General features: G+C 74.5%; 14 protein-coding genes. 8 read left to right on the top strand and 6 right to left on the bottom strand.

The genetic code is table 11. From position 1 onward, the window contains the following. Nucleotides 1-125: 125 nt before the first annotated feature. Nucleotides 126-716: an AAA family ATPase gene (locus AB0399_RS06440; RefSeq protein WP_366410441.1), complete on the top strand. Its 591-nt coding sequence runs from the start codon at nt 126-128 to the stop codon at nt 714-716. 60 nt (nt 717-776) lie between these two features. On the opposite strand, the gene AB0399_RS06435 is transcribed toward AB0399_RS06440, so the two are convergent. Further along, nucleotides 777-1,286 (bottom strand): anthrone oxygenase family protein, encoded by a 510-nt coding sequence (locus AB0399_RS06435; RefSeq protein WP_366410440.1) that lies wholly within the window; start codon nt 1,284-1,286, stop codon nt 777-779. Nucleotides 1,287-1,600: 314 nt separating this feature from the next. Between AB0399_RS06435 and AB0399_RS06430 the strand changes: the two genes are divergently transcribed. From AB0399_RS06430 to alc, 3 genes are all read left to right on the top strand, one after another. Continuing rightward, the gene (locus AB0399_RS06430; protein WP_366410439.1) at nt 1,601-2,569 is read left to right on the top strand and encodes an AraC family transcriptional regulator; all 969 of its coding nucleotides are present in this window, start codon (nt 1,601-1,603) and stop codon (nt 2,567-2,569) included. A gap of 70 nt (nt 2,570-2,639) precedes the next feature. After that, nucleotides 2,640-3,563: a LysR substrate-binding domain-containing protein gene (locus tag AB0399_RS06425; RefSeq protein WP_366410438.1), complete on the top strand. Its 924-nt coding sequence runs from the start codon at nt 2,640-2,642 to the stop codon at nt 3,561-3,563. Nucleotides 3,564-3,732: 169 nt separating this feature from the next. Beyond that, a complete protein-coding gene (gene alc, locus AB0399_RS06420) occupies nt 3,733-4,863 on the top strand; it encodes an allantoicase (RefSeq protein WP_366410437.1) in 1,131 nt (376 codons plus the stop codon). Nucleotides 4,864-5,055: 192 nt separating this feature from the next. Here the strand turns inward: alc and AB0399_RS06415 are convergent, their stop codons facing one another. The 3 genes from AB0399_RS06415 to AB0399_RS06405 form a co-directional block, all read right to left on the bottom strand. Next, nucleotides 5,056-5,493, bottom strand: coding sequence for an ankyrin repeat domain-containing protein (locus AB0399_RS06415; protein ID WP_329363441.1), 438 nt, complete (start codon nt 5,491-5,493; stop codon nt 5,056-5,058). Nucleotides 5,494-5,502: 9 nt separating this feature from the next. Next, complete coding sequence (locus AB0399_RS06410) at nt 5,503-6,114, bottom strand: hypothetical protein (protein WP_329363439.1); 612 nt, start codon at nt 6,112-6,114, stop codon at nt 5,503-5,505. A 119-nt stretch (nt 6,115-6,233) separates the two neighbouring features. Continuing rightward, on the bottom strand, nt 6,234-7,046 hold the full coding sequence (locus AB0399_RS06405) for a maleylpyruvate isomerase family mycothiol-dependent enzyme (protein WP_366410436.1): 813 nt from the start codon (nt 7,044-7,046) through the stop codon (nt 6,234-6,236). 184 nt (nt 7,047-7,230) lie between these two features. Here AB0399_RS06405 and AB0399_RS06400 point away from each other — a divergent pair, with 184 nt between their 5' ends. Further along, complete coding sequence (locus AB0399_RS06400; RefSeq protein ID WP_366410435.1) at nt 7,231-9,549, top strand: DUF5107 domain-containing protein; 2,319 nt, start codon at nt 7,231-7,233, stop codon at nt 9,547-9,549. Between the two features lie 51 nt (nt 9,550-9,600). Here the strand turns inward: AB0399_RS06400 and AB0399_RS06395 are convergent, their stop codons facing one another. Together AB0399_RS06395 and AB0399_RS06390 are read right to left on the bottom strand one after the other, a co-directional pair. Then, nucleotides 9,601-10,590, bottom strand: a complete 990-nt coding sequence (locus AB0399_RS06395; RefSeq protein ID WP_366410434.1) for a 2-dehydropantoate 2-reductase N-terminal domain-containing protein — start codon at nt 10,588-10,590, stop codon at nt 9,601-9,603. 153 nt (nt 10,591-10,743) lie between these two features. Beyond that, nucleotides 10,744-10,962: a hypothetical protein gene (locus tag AB0399_RS06390; protein WP_366410433.1), complete on the bottom strand. Its 219-nt coding sequence runs from the start codon at nt 10,960-10,962 to the stop codon at nt 10,744-10,746. Between AB0399_RS06390 and AB0399_RS06385 the strand changes: the two genes are divergently transcribed. The 3 genes from AB0399_RS06385 to AB0399_RS06375 all read left to right on the top strand — a co-directional run bounded on the left by AB0399_RS06385 (nt 10,952) and on the right by AB0399_RS06375 (nt 12,892). Then, the gene (locus tag AB0399_RS06385; RefSeq protein WP_366410432.1) at nt 10,952-11,119 is read left to right on the top strand and encodes a hypothetical protein; all 168 of its coding nucleotides are present in this window, start codon (nt 10,952-10,954) and stop codon (nt 11,117-11,119) included. The two genes, AB0399_RS06390 and AB0399_RS06385, sit on opposite strands and share 11 nt — an antisense overlap. Before the next feature lie 152 nt (nt 11,120-11,271). Beyond that, nucleotides 11,272-12,339: an RNA ligase (ATP) gene (locus AB0399_RS06380; RefSeq protein ID WP_366410431.1), complete on the top strand. Its 1,068-nt coding sequence runs from the start codon at nt 11,272-11,274 to the stop codon at nt 12,337-12,339. A 124-nt stretch (nt 12,340-12,463) separates the two neighbouring features. Then, nucleotides 12,464-12,892, top strand: a complete 429-nt coding sequence (locus AB0399_RS06375; protein WP_329363431.1) for an SseB family protein — start codon at nt 12,464-12,466, stop codon at nt 12,890-12,892. Nucleotides 12,893-12,985: the final 93 nt, after the last annotated feature.

Here is a 12,985-nt window from a genome sequence, read left to right as displayed (position 1 = left end):
TCGTACCCAACATGCTCCGTGACCGCGGCGGGTGGGGCGGGGGAGGCGCGGGCCGCCGGGCGGCGGGGTTGGCCGGGTGCGGCGCGAACCGGTGGACGTGCCCGGCCGGCACTAGGCTCGGGGCCATGATCGTATGGCTCAACGGCACCTTCGGCGCGGGGAAGACGACCACGTCGCGGCTGCTCACCGAGATGCTGCCCGGAGCTCGGATCTTCGACTCGGAGTACGTCGGCTACATGCTCCGGCCGTTCCTGACCGACAAGCCGGTGCGGGACTTCCAGGAGCACCCGCCGTGGCGGTCGCTGGTGGTGCAGACCGCCGTCCAACTGCTCGACTACGTCGGGGGCACCCTGGTCGTCCCGCAGTCGGTGCTGGTCGAGGCGTACTGGACCGAGCTGTCCGGTGGGCTGGCCGAAGCCGGCGTGCCCGTCCACCACTTCGTGCTGCACGCCGATCCCGAGGAGCTGGTCCGGCGGATCGAGCAGGACACCGAAGGGGCGCCGGCCCGGCAGTGGCGGCTCGACCACGTCTCCGCGTACGAGGCGGCCCTGTCGTGGCTGCGGGAGGCGGGCGAGGTCGTCGACACGGCGGGGACGCCGCCGGCGGACGTGGCGCGGAGGATCGCGGCGCGGGTGGCGGGCGCGGCGCACCCGGCCGAGGCGGCGAACGCGGCCGAGGTGGCGCACCCGGCCGAGGCGGCGAACGCGGCGGGGTGACCCGGCGGGCGCCGCCGGGTCGGGTTCTCGGCGTACCTTCCGGTCCTCACGCCTGGCCGCTCACGCCTGGCCGCTCGCCCGGGCCGCGACCCGCATCGCCCAGGCCAGGCAGCCCAGCGACGCCGTACAGGCGAGGGTGCGGGCGACGTTCCAGTGCACCCAGGTGGACTCGAACCGTTCCCGCACGGCCGCGAGGTCATGGATCTTGCCCGGGTCGCCGGCGTTCGCCAGCCGGTCGTTCAGCGGCACGTTCAGGCCCATCGTGATCAGCAGCGACAGTGCGTAGAGCGCGACGCCCGCGATGATCCACGGCAGGGCGGCACTGGCCGCGCCGCGCCGGTGCAGCGCGATCGCGAGGCCGCCGAGCACCAGGGCGCCGCCGAACGCCAGGCTGAACCAGCCGTTCAGGATCGCCACGTTGATGCGCTGCATGGACTCCACGAAGGTGCGGTCCGACGAGCGGCCGAGGCCGGGCATCACCGCGCACGAGAACGCGAAGTACAGGCCGGCCATCAACCCGGTGGTGAGCGTGGCGGCGAGCAGCACCAGGCTGCGGAGATCGGCGGACATGGCAACTCCCTTGGCGGGGACGGGTGATGCGGCGGGGGCGGGCGCCGCGGGCCACTGCGAGGTGGAGGTCGTCGTCATGCCTTCGAGTACAGCCGCCCCGGGCCGGTCCCGGCCATGGCCGGGAAACTCACCCGCATACGCGCGCGTCCACCGCCTACGCTGGGACGTATGCAGCCGTACGCACATCTCCCGTACGCGCGCGGTCCGTACGCCCACCGTCCGTGCGGGCAGCTTCCGTACGCGCGCTGTTCGTGCGCGCACCGTTCGTACGGGCACCTTCGGTATCCGCGCCCTGACGTGCGTCTGAGGCCGACATGGACGCGCTGACCGACCTCCTCGACGGGCCGCGGGCGCGCGGTGCGTTCCTGCTGCGCTCGGTGCTGGCCCCACCGTGGGCGATCCGGATCGCCGACCGCGCCCCGCTGACGCTGCTCTACCCGGTCGACGGGGACGCGTGGGTGGTGCCCGACCGGGAGCCGCCGGTGCGGATCGGGCCCGGGGACATCGCGGTGGTGCGCGGCCCGGAGCCGTACACCGTCGCGGGCGACCCGGCGACGCCGCCGCAGATCGTGATCCGGCCCGGCCAGGTCTCGCAGACCCCGGACGGCGACGAGCTGTGCGAGGAGATGGACCTCGGGGTGCGCACGTGGGGCGACACTGCCGAGGACACACCGGGCGCGGGGGTGCTGATCAGCGGGACCTACCAGATGGACGGCGAGGTCAGCCGGCGGCTGCTGGCCGCGCTGCCGCAGGTGCTGGTGCTGCCGGCGGACGCCTGGCACAGCCCGCTGCCCGAGCTGCTGTCCGCGGAGGTGGTGCGCGACGAGCCGGGGCAGGAGGTGGTCCTCGACCGCCTGCTGGACCTGCTGCTCATCGCGGTGCTGCGCGCGTGGTTCGCCCGCCCGGAGGCGGGCGCGCCGGGGTGGTACGCCGCGCAGGGCGACCCGGTGGTCGGCCCGGCGCTGCGGCTGCTGCACGAACGGCCCGCGCAGGGCTGGACCGTCGCCGCATTGGCCGCCGAGACCGGTGTGTCGCGTGCGGCGCTCGGCCGCCGCTTCACCGAACTCGTCGGCGAACCGCCGATGGCCTACCTGACGAGCTGGCGGCTCGCCCTCGCCGCCGACCTGCTGCGCGAACCGGACGCCACCATCGCCGCGGTGGCGCGCAAGGTCGGGTACGGCAGTCCGTTCGCCCTCAGCGCGGCGTTCAAGCGCGTGCGCGGGGTCAGCCCGCAGGAACACCGCAGAACGCGCGGGACGGGGAGCACGGCAGCGGTGTCGTGACCGGTGTCGTCACTTGTCGTACCCATCAATCCACCCGCACAATCATGAGCTGACTGTTTAGTCTGGCCGTATGAAAGAGTGGGACCTCAAGAAGCTCCAGATCCTTCGCGCCCTGCACGACGCGGGTACCGTCACCGCCGCGGCGGCCGCGCTGCGGATGACGCCGTCGGCGGTGTCGCAGCAACTGGCCACGCTCTCGAAACAGATAGGGACGCCGGTCGTCGAGGCCCGCGGCCGCGGGGTGCGGCTGACCGGTGCGGCGCAGGTCCTGCTGCGCCACACCGAGGTGGTCTTCGCCCAGTTGGAGCGGGCGGGCGCCGAGCTGGAGGGGTACGCCCGCGGTGACGCGGGCCTGGTCAAGGTGGGCACCATCGCCACCGCGATCAGCCGGCTCGTCGTGCCTGCCGCGGAGCTGCTGCGCCAGTCCGCGCCCGCGATCACGGTGTCGGTGCGGGAGATCGAGGCCGCGGCGGTCTTCGAGGAGCTGGCCGCGGGCGAGGTGGACGTCGCGGTCTCCCTCGCGGTCGACGCGCCCACCGCCCGGGACCCGCGGTTCGCGGTGTTCCCGCTGCTCACCGACCCGCTGGACATCGCCCTGCCGATCGGCCACCCGCTGGCCACCGCGCCGGGACTGCGGCTGGCCGCGCTCGCCGAGGAGCCGTGGATCTTCGGCAGCCGCGGGCCGTGGCGCACCATCACGCTCGCGGCCTGCGCCGACGCGGGGTTCGTACCGGAGCAGGCGCATGCCGCTGCGGACTGGCCGGCCATCTTCTCGCTGGTGGCGGCGGGTATGGGGATCGCGCTGGTGCCGCAGATGGCGACCGTGGGCGGCTGGCGGCGCCTGGTCGCGGTCCGGCCGCTGGACGCGGACCGGCCGGTGCGCCGGATCGTGGCGGCGGTCCGCGCGGGCACGGAGGAAGGGGCGCTGGTGCGGCGGGTGATGGGGGCGCTGCGGCACGCCGCTGAGTTGGACCCATTCGTGAAGTTGAACTGAAAGGAATGTTCAAAAACTATCGATGGACCTGAAGTGTCGGAGGGGGGAGGGTGGGGGCATGAAAAGGAGCGAGGGACGAAGAGGGACGGCTGGAGCAGAAGCAGTGACAGTGGCCTCGGCGGCGGACATGGATGCGGCGCGGGCCGCGGAGACGAGGGGGACAGCGGGCATGGAGCAGGAAGCGGCCTTCACCGCACTGACCGATTTCACCGGGGACGCGCTGCCGTATGGAGGGGGGAATCCGTTCGCGGACTACCGCCGGGCGGAGTTGCCCTTCACCGGGCTGGCGGATCTGACCGACCGCCGGCTCGGCGCGGGGGTGATAGCGGCCAATGACGAGTTCTTCGCCGAGCGGGAGAATTTGCTGCTTCCCGGGCCCGCGGTCTTCGACCCCGAGCGGTTCGGGCACAAGGGCAAGGTGATGGACGGCTGGGAGACCCGGCGCCGCCGCGGCCGCTCGGCGCAGACCCCGCATCCGGAGCCGGCGGACCACGACTGGGCGGTGGTGCGGCTCGCGGTGCCCGGCGTGGTCCGCGGCATCGTGGTGGACACCGCGCACTTCCGCGGCAACTACCCGCAGTCCGTCTCGGTGGAGGCCGCCGCGCTCTCCCCGTCCGCCGGGCCCGAGGATGTGGCGGACCCGTCGGTCGAGTGGACCGAGCTGGTACCCCGCACCCCGGTCGGCGGCCACGCGGAGAACGCCTTCGCGATCCGCGTCGAGCGGCGCTTCTCCCATCTGCGGCTGCGCCAGCACCCTGACGGCGGGGTCGCGCGCCTGCGGGTGTACGGACAGGTGGCGCCCGACCCCGCCTGGCTGGCCGCGCTCGGCACCATCGACCTGGTCGCGCTGGAGAACGGTGGCACCGTGCAGGACGCCTCCGACCGCTTCTACTCGCCCCCCGAGCACACCATCCTGCCGGGCCGCTCCCGGAAGATGGACGACGGCTGGGAGACCCGACGCCGTCGGGACCAGGGACACGACTGGATCGAGTACCGGCTGGTCGAACAGGGCACCGTCCGGGCGATCGAGATCGACACCGCCTATCTCAAGGGCAATGCGGCAGGCTGGGCCACCTTGTCCATACGGAACGGCGAGGACGGGGAGTGGGTGCCGCTGCTCGACCGGGTGCGGCTGCACCCGGACACCGCCCACCGCTTCCTCGTCGACGAAGCCGCCCCGGCCACGCATGCCCGGATCGAGATCTTCCCGGACGGCGGCATCTCCCGGTTGCGGCTGTACGGCTCGCTCACCGGGCAGGGCATGGCGCGGCTGGCCGAGCGGGCCGAGGCGATCGGCTGAGCGACCGCCCGGGCGGGCAACGGGAGGAGGAAGGGCGCGCCTTCCTCGGAAGGACCCGCACGAATCCGGGGCGCGTGGAGCCCCCTGGCGAACCCCCGCGGGCGAACGGCGCGAGCGGCCACCCGTCGGCAGGGTGGCCCCTCAGCCGGGCGGGGGCAGCCCGGAGGAGTCAGGGGCGCGGGGCCGGGGCGGTCACTCCGCGCCGAAGAGCGCCAGCAGTTCGGTCCTGCCGAACACGCGGGCGGTGTCGATCGCGGACGGGGTGCCCGCGGCCGGATCGGCGCCGGCTTCCACCAGGGCCGTGATCACCTCCTGCTCGCCCTTGAACACCGCGCCGGCGAGCGGGGTCTGGCCGCGGTCGTTGATTCGGTCCACGTCGGCGCCGCGCTGGATGAGGGCGTGCACCGCCGAGGGGTGGCCGTGGTAGGCGGCGAGCATGACGAGGCTGTCGCCGCGGTCGTTCGTCAGGTTGGCGGGCACCCCCGCGTCGACGTACGCGGCGAGCTTGTCGGTGTCGCCGTGCCGGGCCAGATCGAAGACCTGCGAGGCGAGTTGGAGGACCTCCGGGTCATGCGCGGGCTCGCCGGTGGGTCCGGAAGCGGAAGCGGGGTCGGGGCTGGACTCGGTCATGCCACCACCCTACGCAGGGCAGCGTCCGCTGAAGAAGGAGATCACCACGTGCCGCGCCGGGGCGTCACCGACCTTGACGTCCAGCGGGACGCAGGCGCGGCCGTCGCCGGCGACGAAGAAGGAGCCACGAAAGGAGGTGGGGCTGCCCGGGCAGGAGTGGAAGGCGACCGCGGGCGCGGGCGCGGAGCCGTACTCGCCGCCGAACTCCAGCCCGGCGCGGGCGCGCTGCTCGGCGCCGACCGTGACGGTGACGGTGGAGTCGGGGCGGACCACGGTGTCGATGCGGTAGTGCCAGCCGCCGGAGTTCTGCCGGCCGCGGTCGGTCTGGTCGCCGCCGGCCAGACCGCCCAGGCCCTGCCAGGTCAGCGGGCCGACGGTGACATCGGAGCCGGCGGGCGCCGCCGACGGGCTGCTGCCGGTGCTGAGGTGGCCGGTCGACGAGGAGGACGGTGCCTTGGGGGTGCCGGTCGGTGAGCCGGCCGGGTTGGTGGTGCGGCGCGGGGCTGGCGGGGAGCCGTCGCGCTGGACGAGGCCGTCGACGCACTCCACCGGCCGGGGATGCTCGATGCTGCCGACGGGTGGGGGTGCGGACGCCGCGGTGGGCGAAGCGGTCGCGGTCACATGCGAGTGTGTGCCGAAGGAGCAGCCGGAGAGCAACATGAGCGCTCCGCCCATGGCTCCGCCCACTCGCAACGCTCGTCCTGACATGAGCATCACTCCTCAGTCAGGACGGTACGTGCTCAATCCAGCGGCGACCAGACCACCAATTGCCGGACCAGCTCCGCGTCGCCGCTCACCCGCAGGGTGCCGCCGTCGTACGGAACCCGCCGGTAGAGCGCCAGCAGCAACTCCTCGGCGGGGCCGGTGAGCGAGGCGCCCGGGGCGGGGCCGCCGCCTGGGGCGACGCGTATCGCGGACGCGCCGGTCGCGTCGAGGATCAGCGTCCAGGCCGGGCCCTCCTCGCAGACCAGGGCGACCCGGGCGGGGGCGTGCGGCCAGCCGTCCATGCTGCCGAAGCCGATGTGCAGGAACTCGTCGAGCGCGTCCACCGCCAGCGCCGGCGGCAGCGGTTCGGGGGCGCCCACCGCGTCCTGCGCGTCGCGGGCGTGCACCGCCGCCTCCTGCACCTGGTGGCGGGCGACGGCGCCCGCCGTCGCCGGGCTGCCGGACGTCGACCACCACGTCCAGCACTCCAGGTCCGGGCCGGCCGCCCGCAGCGCGTCCAGCAGCAGCGCGGTCGAGCGGGCCGACCATGCCGTCAGCTCACCGGAAGGCGTCTCACCGGAAGGCGCCGCGTCTCCCACCGCGTCCGGGTCGGGCGGCCGGGAGGCCGGCCCGGCGGCGACGGCGGCCGCCCAGAAGCGCTGCACCTGCCCGAGGTGCGCCACCAGATCGCGCACCGTCCAGTCCGGGCAACCCGGCACCCGGGCCTGCCCGTCAGCGGTCCCGGCCGCCTTGCGCAGCGCGGCGGACCGGTCCTCCACCAGTTCCAGCCAGTCGGGGAAGCGCAGGGCCGGAAACGCCCCGGCGGGCGGGGTGCGGAATGACGTCATGGGCACCGTTCTAGCAGCGGGCGCCGACAGCGGTGGCGCAACGGGTCGGCGGACCGGGCGGACGGGACGTTTTACCTGGTTTCCATCAGTTTTGCCCAACCCTGTACGGTGCGGGCTCTGTTCAGCGGGCCGCGAAGCATGTTCCATGGTGATCACACGGCCGCCGTGCGGAAGGCGGCCGCCCGTGCCGGATGAGGTGGCCTTGGCCAGGACCGCGACGACCGATACGACCGCGACGACCGTGCGGCGCGCCACCGTGCGCATCCCCGCCGCGCCGCTGGGCCCGGAGAACCCGCTGCCCGCGCTCCACGAGCGCCTGGAGCAGCACCGCCTGGACCCGCACGAGCGCAAGGGCCTGCCCCCGGACATGGCCCGGCAGATCGGCTACGCCCCGCTGCGCACGGTGCTGCCGGTCCGCGTACTCGACGGCTACGGGCGGGACCGCGCGCCCGCCGAACTCGACGCCGTCGTCATCGAGAACGACCGGCTGCGCGCCACCGTGCTGCCCGGCCTCGGCGGCCGGCTCTACTCGCTGCTGCACAAGCCCACCGGCCGCGAACTGCTCTACCGCAACCCGGTGTTCCAGCCCGCGGACTTCGCGCTGGCCGGCGCCTGGTTCTCCGGCGGCGTCGAGTGGAACCTCGGCGCCACCGGCCACGCCGCCCACACCTGCGCGCCGCTGCACGCCGCCCGGCTCACCGCGCCCGACGGCGGGGAGATGCTGCGGCTGTGGGAGTGGGAGCGGCTGCGCGACCTGCCGTTCCAGGTCGACCTGTGGCTGCCGGCCGGCTCCGACTTCCTGTACGTCGGGGTCCGGGTCCGCAACCCGCACGACCGGACGGTGCCCGTGTACTGGTGGTCCAACACCGCCGTCCCCGAGACCGCCGACACCCGGGTGCTGGTACCCGCGGACGCCGCCTGGCAGTTCGACTACCACCGCACCCTCACCCGTGTCGCGGTGCCGCGCATCCCGGACGGCCCCGGCGGCCCGGACGCGCAATCCGACGCCGACGTCACCTACCCGACCCGGTTCGAGCACGCCGCCGACCACTTCTTCGACATCCAGGGCGACGACCGCCGCTGGATCGCCGCGCTCGACGGGCAGGGCCGCGGCCTGGTGCAGACCTCCACCGACGGGCTGCGCGGCCGCAAGCTGTTCCGCTGGGGCCGCGGTCGCGGCGGGCGGCGCTGGCAGGAGTGGCTCACCGAGCCCGGCACCGGCGGCTACCTGGAGATCCAGGCCGGCCTGGCCCGTACCCAGCTCGAACACCTGCCGATGGCCGCCGAGTCGGAGCTGTGCTGGCTGGAGGCGTACGGCCCGCTCGACGCCGACCCCGCACTGGTGCACGGCGCCGACTGGGCCGCGGCCCGCGCGGAGGCCGCGGCGAGCCTGGAAGCGGCGCTGCCCCGGGCTGCCCTCGACGCGGCCCGCACCGCCTGGCTCACCCGGGCCGACGCCGACCCCGAGCCCGCGGACGTGCTCGCCGCCGGCTCCGGCTGGGGCGCGCTGGAAGTCGAGCGCGGCCGCTACCCGCTGCCGGGCACCCCCTTCCCGCCCGCGACCCTCGGCGCCGCCCAGAAGCCCTGGCTCGAACTGCTGCTGGCAGGCGTGTTCCCCCGCCCCACCCCCGCCTCCGCGCCCGGGCCCACCCTGGTCTCGCCCGAATGGCGCGAACTGCTGGAAGCCGCCGACACCTACCCCGGCAACGAGTGGTACCGCGACTACCACCTCGGCGTCGCGCAGTGGGCGGCCGGCGACCGGGCCCAGGCGGTGCGCAGTTGGGAGCGCTCGCTCGCCGCCCACTCCTCGCCGTGGGTGCTGCGCGCGCTGGCCGTCGCCGACGCCGCCGCCGAGCGCACCGAACGGGCCGCGGAGCGGTACATCGCCGGGTACGAGGCGCTCGCGGACACCTTGATCGAGGCGCTCGCCGGCACCCCGGCCGATGCCCCCGCCGCCCCGGCGGACCCGTCCGCAGACCTGTCCGCGGACCCGTCCTCGGGCCCGTCCGCAGCCTCGCCAGCCGCCCAGGTGGACCCCCAACCCGCCGAATCCCCACGGCAGTCCGCCCGCACCGCGCTGCGCGCCTACGCCCTGGAGGCCGTCCCCGCGCTGCTCGCCGCCGGTCGAGCCGACGCCGCCGCGCGCATCCTCGACCGCCCCGTGCCCGACCCCGGCGGGGGCACCTCACCCCTCGACGGCGGGCGCGCGAGGCTGCTGCGGGCCCGTACCGCGCTCGCCCAGGGCGACCCGGTCAGGGCCCGCGCGCTGCTCGACGAGGGGGTGGTCGTCGACGACCTGGCCGAGGGCGACGAAGCGCTCAGCGACACCTGGTACGCCGTCGCCGAGGCCCTGCTCACCGACGGCGCCGAGACCGGGGGCGACGCGAAGCCGTACGACGGCACGTCGGACGACGCGCGCGCCCGGGCCCGCCGCGAGCACCCGCTGCCCGCCGCGTACGACTTCCGGATGCGCCCGCAGGAGCCGCCGTCGGCCCACAAGTGAAGCGGTGAGGCGGTGAGACCGGTGAGGTGGTGAAGTGCGGCTGGGCGCGGGTCAGTTGCCCGCGCCCAGCAGCTCCGCGCGCTCCTCGGCCGTCAGCTCGCCGGGGGCGCGGCGCTCGCGGGCCGCGCGGTTCGCGGCGTGCCGCAGCGCCTCGTTGGCCGGCGTCGGCACCCCGAACCGGCGGCCGAGCAGCACGATTTCGCCGTTGAGGTAGTCCGACTCGATCGACCCGGTGCCGCGCGCCAGGCTCTGCCAGGTCGAACTGTGCTTCGCCTGCGGGGACTCCACCCGGTCCCCGCGCATCCGCGACTGCTGCTCGGCGCCGATGTACGGGATGCCGGCCGCGTCCAGCGCCGCCACGCCCTCGGCCCTTGCCCGCGCGGCCAGTTCGCGCCGCGCGTCCTCGTCGGGGCCGAGCACCGCGTCCGCGGCGTTCGCCAGGTTCCCCAGCAACTTGGCGTACTTCCAGGCCATCACGTCCTCGGTGACCGGTGCGGCGAAGCCCGCGGCCGTCAGATCGGCGGCGATCGCCCGCACGGTCGGGTCCGACCCCGACGGGTAGCGGCCCAGGTGGAGCATCCCGGTCAGCGGGGCGCCCAGCGCGCTCACCACGCCCGGTTCGAGGAAGGACGCCGGCAGCCATACGCACATCCCGTACACGTCGGCGAACCGGCGCAGCGCCAGACGCTCGTTCTCCACGCCGTTCTGCGCGCACACCACCGCGGGCCCGGTGCCCGCGCGGTCGCCCGTGCCGGTGCCGTAGCCGTACGCACCCCACGTGTCCAGGACGGCGGGGGTGTCCTGGGTCTTCACGCCGAGCACGAGCACGTCGTCGTCCCGCGCCGTCAGCTCCGCCGGACCCTCGACCGCCGGAATCCTCAACTGCTTTTCCCGGTCCGCAAGTTGGAGCCGCAGCCCGTGCTCGCGCAGCGCGTCCAGATGCGTCCCGCGGGCCACGAGCACGACCTCGTGGCCGCTGTCGAAGAGCCGTCCGCCGATGGCGCCGCCCACCGCGCCCGCGCCGATGATGATGTATCGCATGGTCGAACCCTCGTCGGCCGCCGCCCCGATGACAACTTCCGCACGCCCCGCCGAAGCCCGGCGGACCCGTCACGGACCTGCCCCGGACCGGCCCCCCGGCCCTGCCCCGGCGTCCGGGGGCCCGCGCCGATCCCGCCGTGGCCGAGCCCCCGCTCACAGGCCGTCCGTCGACACGCCCAGGTGCTCCTGCCACGCCCGGCGGCCGGTGGCGGTCACGGCGAGCGCGCGGGACGTGCCGACCCGCGTGACCCATCCGGCGGTGAGCGCGTGGTCGCACAGGGCGGCACCCACCGCGCCCGCCAGGTGGGAACGGTGCTCGGTCCGGTCCAGGCAGGCCCGCGCCCGCGGCTGCCGCTCCGCCGTGCTCCACACGGTCAGTTTCCAGGCCCCGGACTTCTACCGGAAGCAGGGGTGGCAACTGCTGGGGGAGGTCCCCTGCGACCCGCCGGGCACCAGCCGCGTCTTCCTGACCAAGGACCTCGCCGCGCCGGGCGGGAGCGGGGCCGGGCCGGCACCCCGGTCCGCCTGAATCCGTTGCCCCAGATTCGTTGCCCCCAAATCCGTTGGCCCCTAAAGCTGTTGGTCCCTAAAACCGTTGGCCTGTCGCCCGGGCACGTCGCACAGTGGGGGCGCGGGCCGGGAAGGCGCCGCGGACACACGAACACCAAGGGGGGCACCACCATGTCCACGCTGCGCGTCACCGCCGAGCGGCTCACGATCCTCGACCACCCGAACGCGGACGCGCTGGAGTTGGCGCAGGTCGGGCTCTATCGCGCGGTGGTGGCCAAAGGGGCTTACCGCACCGGGGAGTTCGCGGTCTACATACCCGAGCAGTCCGTGCTGCCCGAGCCGCTGATCGCCGAACTCGGCCTGACCGGACGGCTGGCCGGGTCGCGGAAGGACCGGGTGCGGGCGGTACGGCTGCGCGGCGAGCTCTCCCAGGGCATCGTCTGCCGGCCGAGCGCGCTCGACGGTGTCGACCTGGAGCGGGCCGCCGCCGACGACGCGGACTTCAGCGAACTGCTCCAGATCGTCAAGTGGGTGCCCCCGGTGCCGATCTCGATGAGCGGCGACGTGGATGCCGCGCCCGACCTGCTGCCGTGGATCGACATCGAGAACCTCAAGCGCTACCCGGACATCTTCGCGCCCGGTGACCAGGTCACCGTCACCGAGAAGCTGCACGGAACCGCCTGCTGCCTCACTTACCACGCCGGTTCCGGCACCGTCGACGTCACGTCCAAGGGGCTGGGCGCCAGGCAGCTCGCGCTGAAGGAGTCCGACGGCAACCTCTACTGGCGCGCGGTGCACGGCTACGGCCTGCCCGCCGTGGCCGCCGCGCTCGCCGAGCGGCTGGGCGCGGACCGGGTCGGGATCTTCGGCGAGGTCTACGGCAAGGGCGTGCAGGACCTCGACTACGGCACAAACGCGGGCACCGGGCTGCCCGGGTTCGCCGCGTTCGACGTGTGCGCGGACATCGCCGGGCAACTGCGCTGGTTCGACCCCGCCGACCTCCTCGACGGCGAACTGCCGCTCGTACCAAGGCTGTTCCACGGCCCGTTCGACCTGGACCGGGTGCTCGCCCTCGCCGCGGGCGACGAGACGGTCTCCGGCCGCGAGCTGCACATCCGCGAGGGCGTGGTGATCCGCACCGCCGACGGGAAGTACAGCCCCGCCGTCGGCGGCCGGGCCATCGCCAAGGTGGTCGGTGACGCGTACCTGACCCGCAAGGGAGGCACCGAGTACGAGTGAGCCGGGCGGCCGCCCGGGAGCGATTCCGGAAAACGGGCGGCATGCTCCGGCACTCGCTGGGTACGCGCCGGGTTCAGCCACTTGCAGACACCGAGCGCAGACGCGGCGAGAGGAAACCACGACGATGACCGACATCAATCCCAACGGTGCCCTGCCCCCTGCCCAGCGTGCCCTCCACGAGATCTCCCACGGCAGCGAGAACGTGATCGCGCTGAGCACCCTCGCCGTGAGCGAGGTGCTGCTGCCGGTGCCCGGCGCCGAGGAGCGCCCGCAGGAGCCCGACCCGACCGCCGCCGAGCCGCCGCGCGAGATCCAGCTCCCGGTCTACGAGCAGGAGGACGGCCGCCAGCTCGTCCCCGTGTTCACCTCGGAGACGCGGATGGCCGAGGCGCTGCCCGCCACCCGCCGCTACCGGCTGGTCCAGCTCGCGGTGCTCAGCGGAGCCTGGCCGTCGGACGACCTGATCCTGTCCATCGACACCGGCAACGAGGACGCGCTGAGCATCTCCGGCGAGGGGGTGCGGGCACTGGCCGGGCTGGTCGGCGGCAACTGACCACCCCGTCCACCCGGCCACGCGGCACGGTCGCGCGGCACGTTCCCCATGCGGCCCCGGCGGAGATCCGCCGGGGCCGCAACGTGCGGGTGC

The sequence above is a fragment of the Streptomyces sp. NPDC088194 genome (genome assembly GCF_040702025.1).
GTDB lineage: Bacteria > Actinomycetota > Actinomycetes > Streptomycetales > Streptomycetaceae > Actinacidiphila.
The sequence above is the reverse complement of the archived record's forward strand: the minus strand, read 5'-3'. Positions and strand labels throughout refer to the sequence as shown.

What these genes read in the sequence shown, in the direction of transcription:
- AB0399_RS06440 (WP_366410441.1), top strand. Translation starts at nt 126, where the DNA reads ATGATCGTATGGCTCAACGGCACCTTCGGCGCGGGGAAGACGACCACG.
- AB0399_RS06435 (WP_366410440.1), bottom strand. Translation starts at nt 1,286, where the DNA reads ATGTCCGCCGATCTCCGCAGCCTGGTGCTGCTCGCCGCCACGCTCACC.
- AB0399_RS06430 (WP_366410439.1), top strand. Translation starts at nt 1,601, where the DNA reads ATGGACGCGCTGACCGACCTCCTCGACGGGCCGCGGGCGCGCGGTGCG.
- AB0399_RS06425 (WP_366410438.1), top strand. Translation starts at nt 2,640, where the DNA reads ATGAAAGAGTGGGACCTCAAGAAGCTCCAGATCCTTCGCGCCCTGCAC.
- alc (WP_366410437.1), top strand. Translation starts at nt 3,733, where the DNA reads ATGGAGCAGGAAGCGGCCTTCACCGCACTGACCGATTTCACCGGGGAC.
- AB0399_RS06415 (WP_329363441.1), bottom strand. Translation starts at nt 5,493, where the DNA reads ATGACCGAGTCCAGCCCCGACCCCGCTTCCGCTTCCGGACCCACCGGC.
- AB0399_RS06405 (WP_366410436.1), bottom strand. Translation starts at nt 7,046, where the DNA reads ATGACGTCATTCCGCACCCCGCCCGCCGGGGCGTTTCCGGCCCTGCGC.
- AB0399_RS06395 (WP_366410434.1), bottom strand. Translation starts at nt 10,590, where the DNA reads ATGCGATACATCATCATCGGCGCGGGCGCGGTGGGCGGCGCCATCGGC.
- AB0399_RS06380 (WP_366410431.1), top strand. Translation starts at nt 11,272, where the DNA reads ATGTCCACGCTGCGCGTCACCGCCGAGCGGCTCACGATCCTCGACCAC.
- AB0399_RS06375 (WP_329363431.1), top strand. Translation starts at nt 12,464, where the DNA reads ATGACCGACATCAATCCCAACGGTGCCCTGCCCCCTGCCCAGCGTGCC.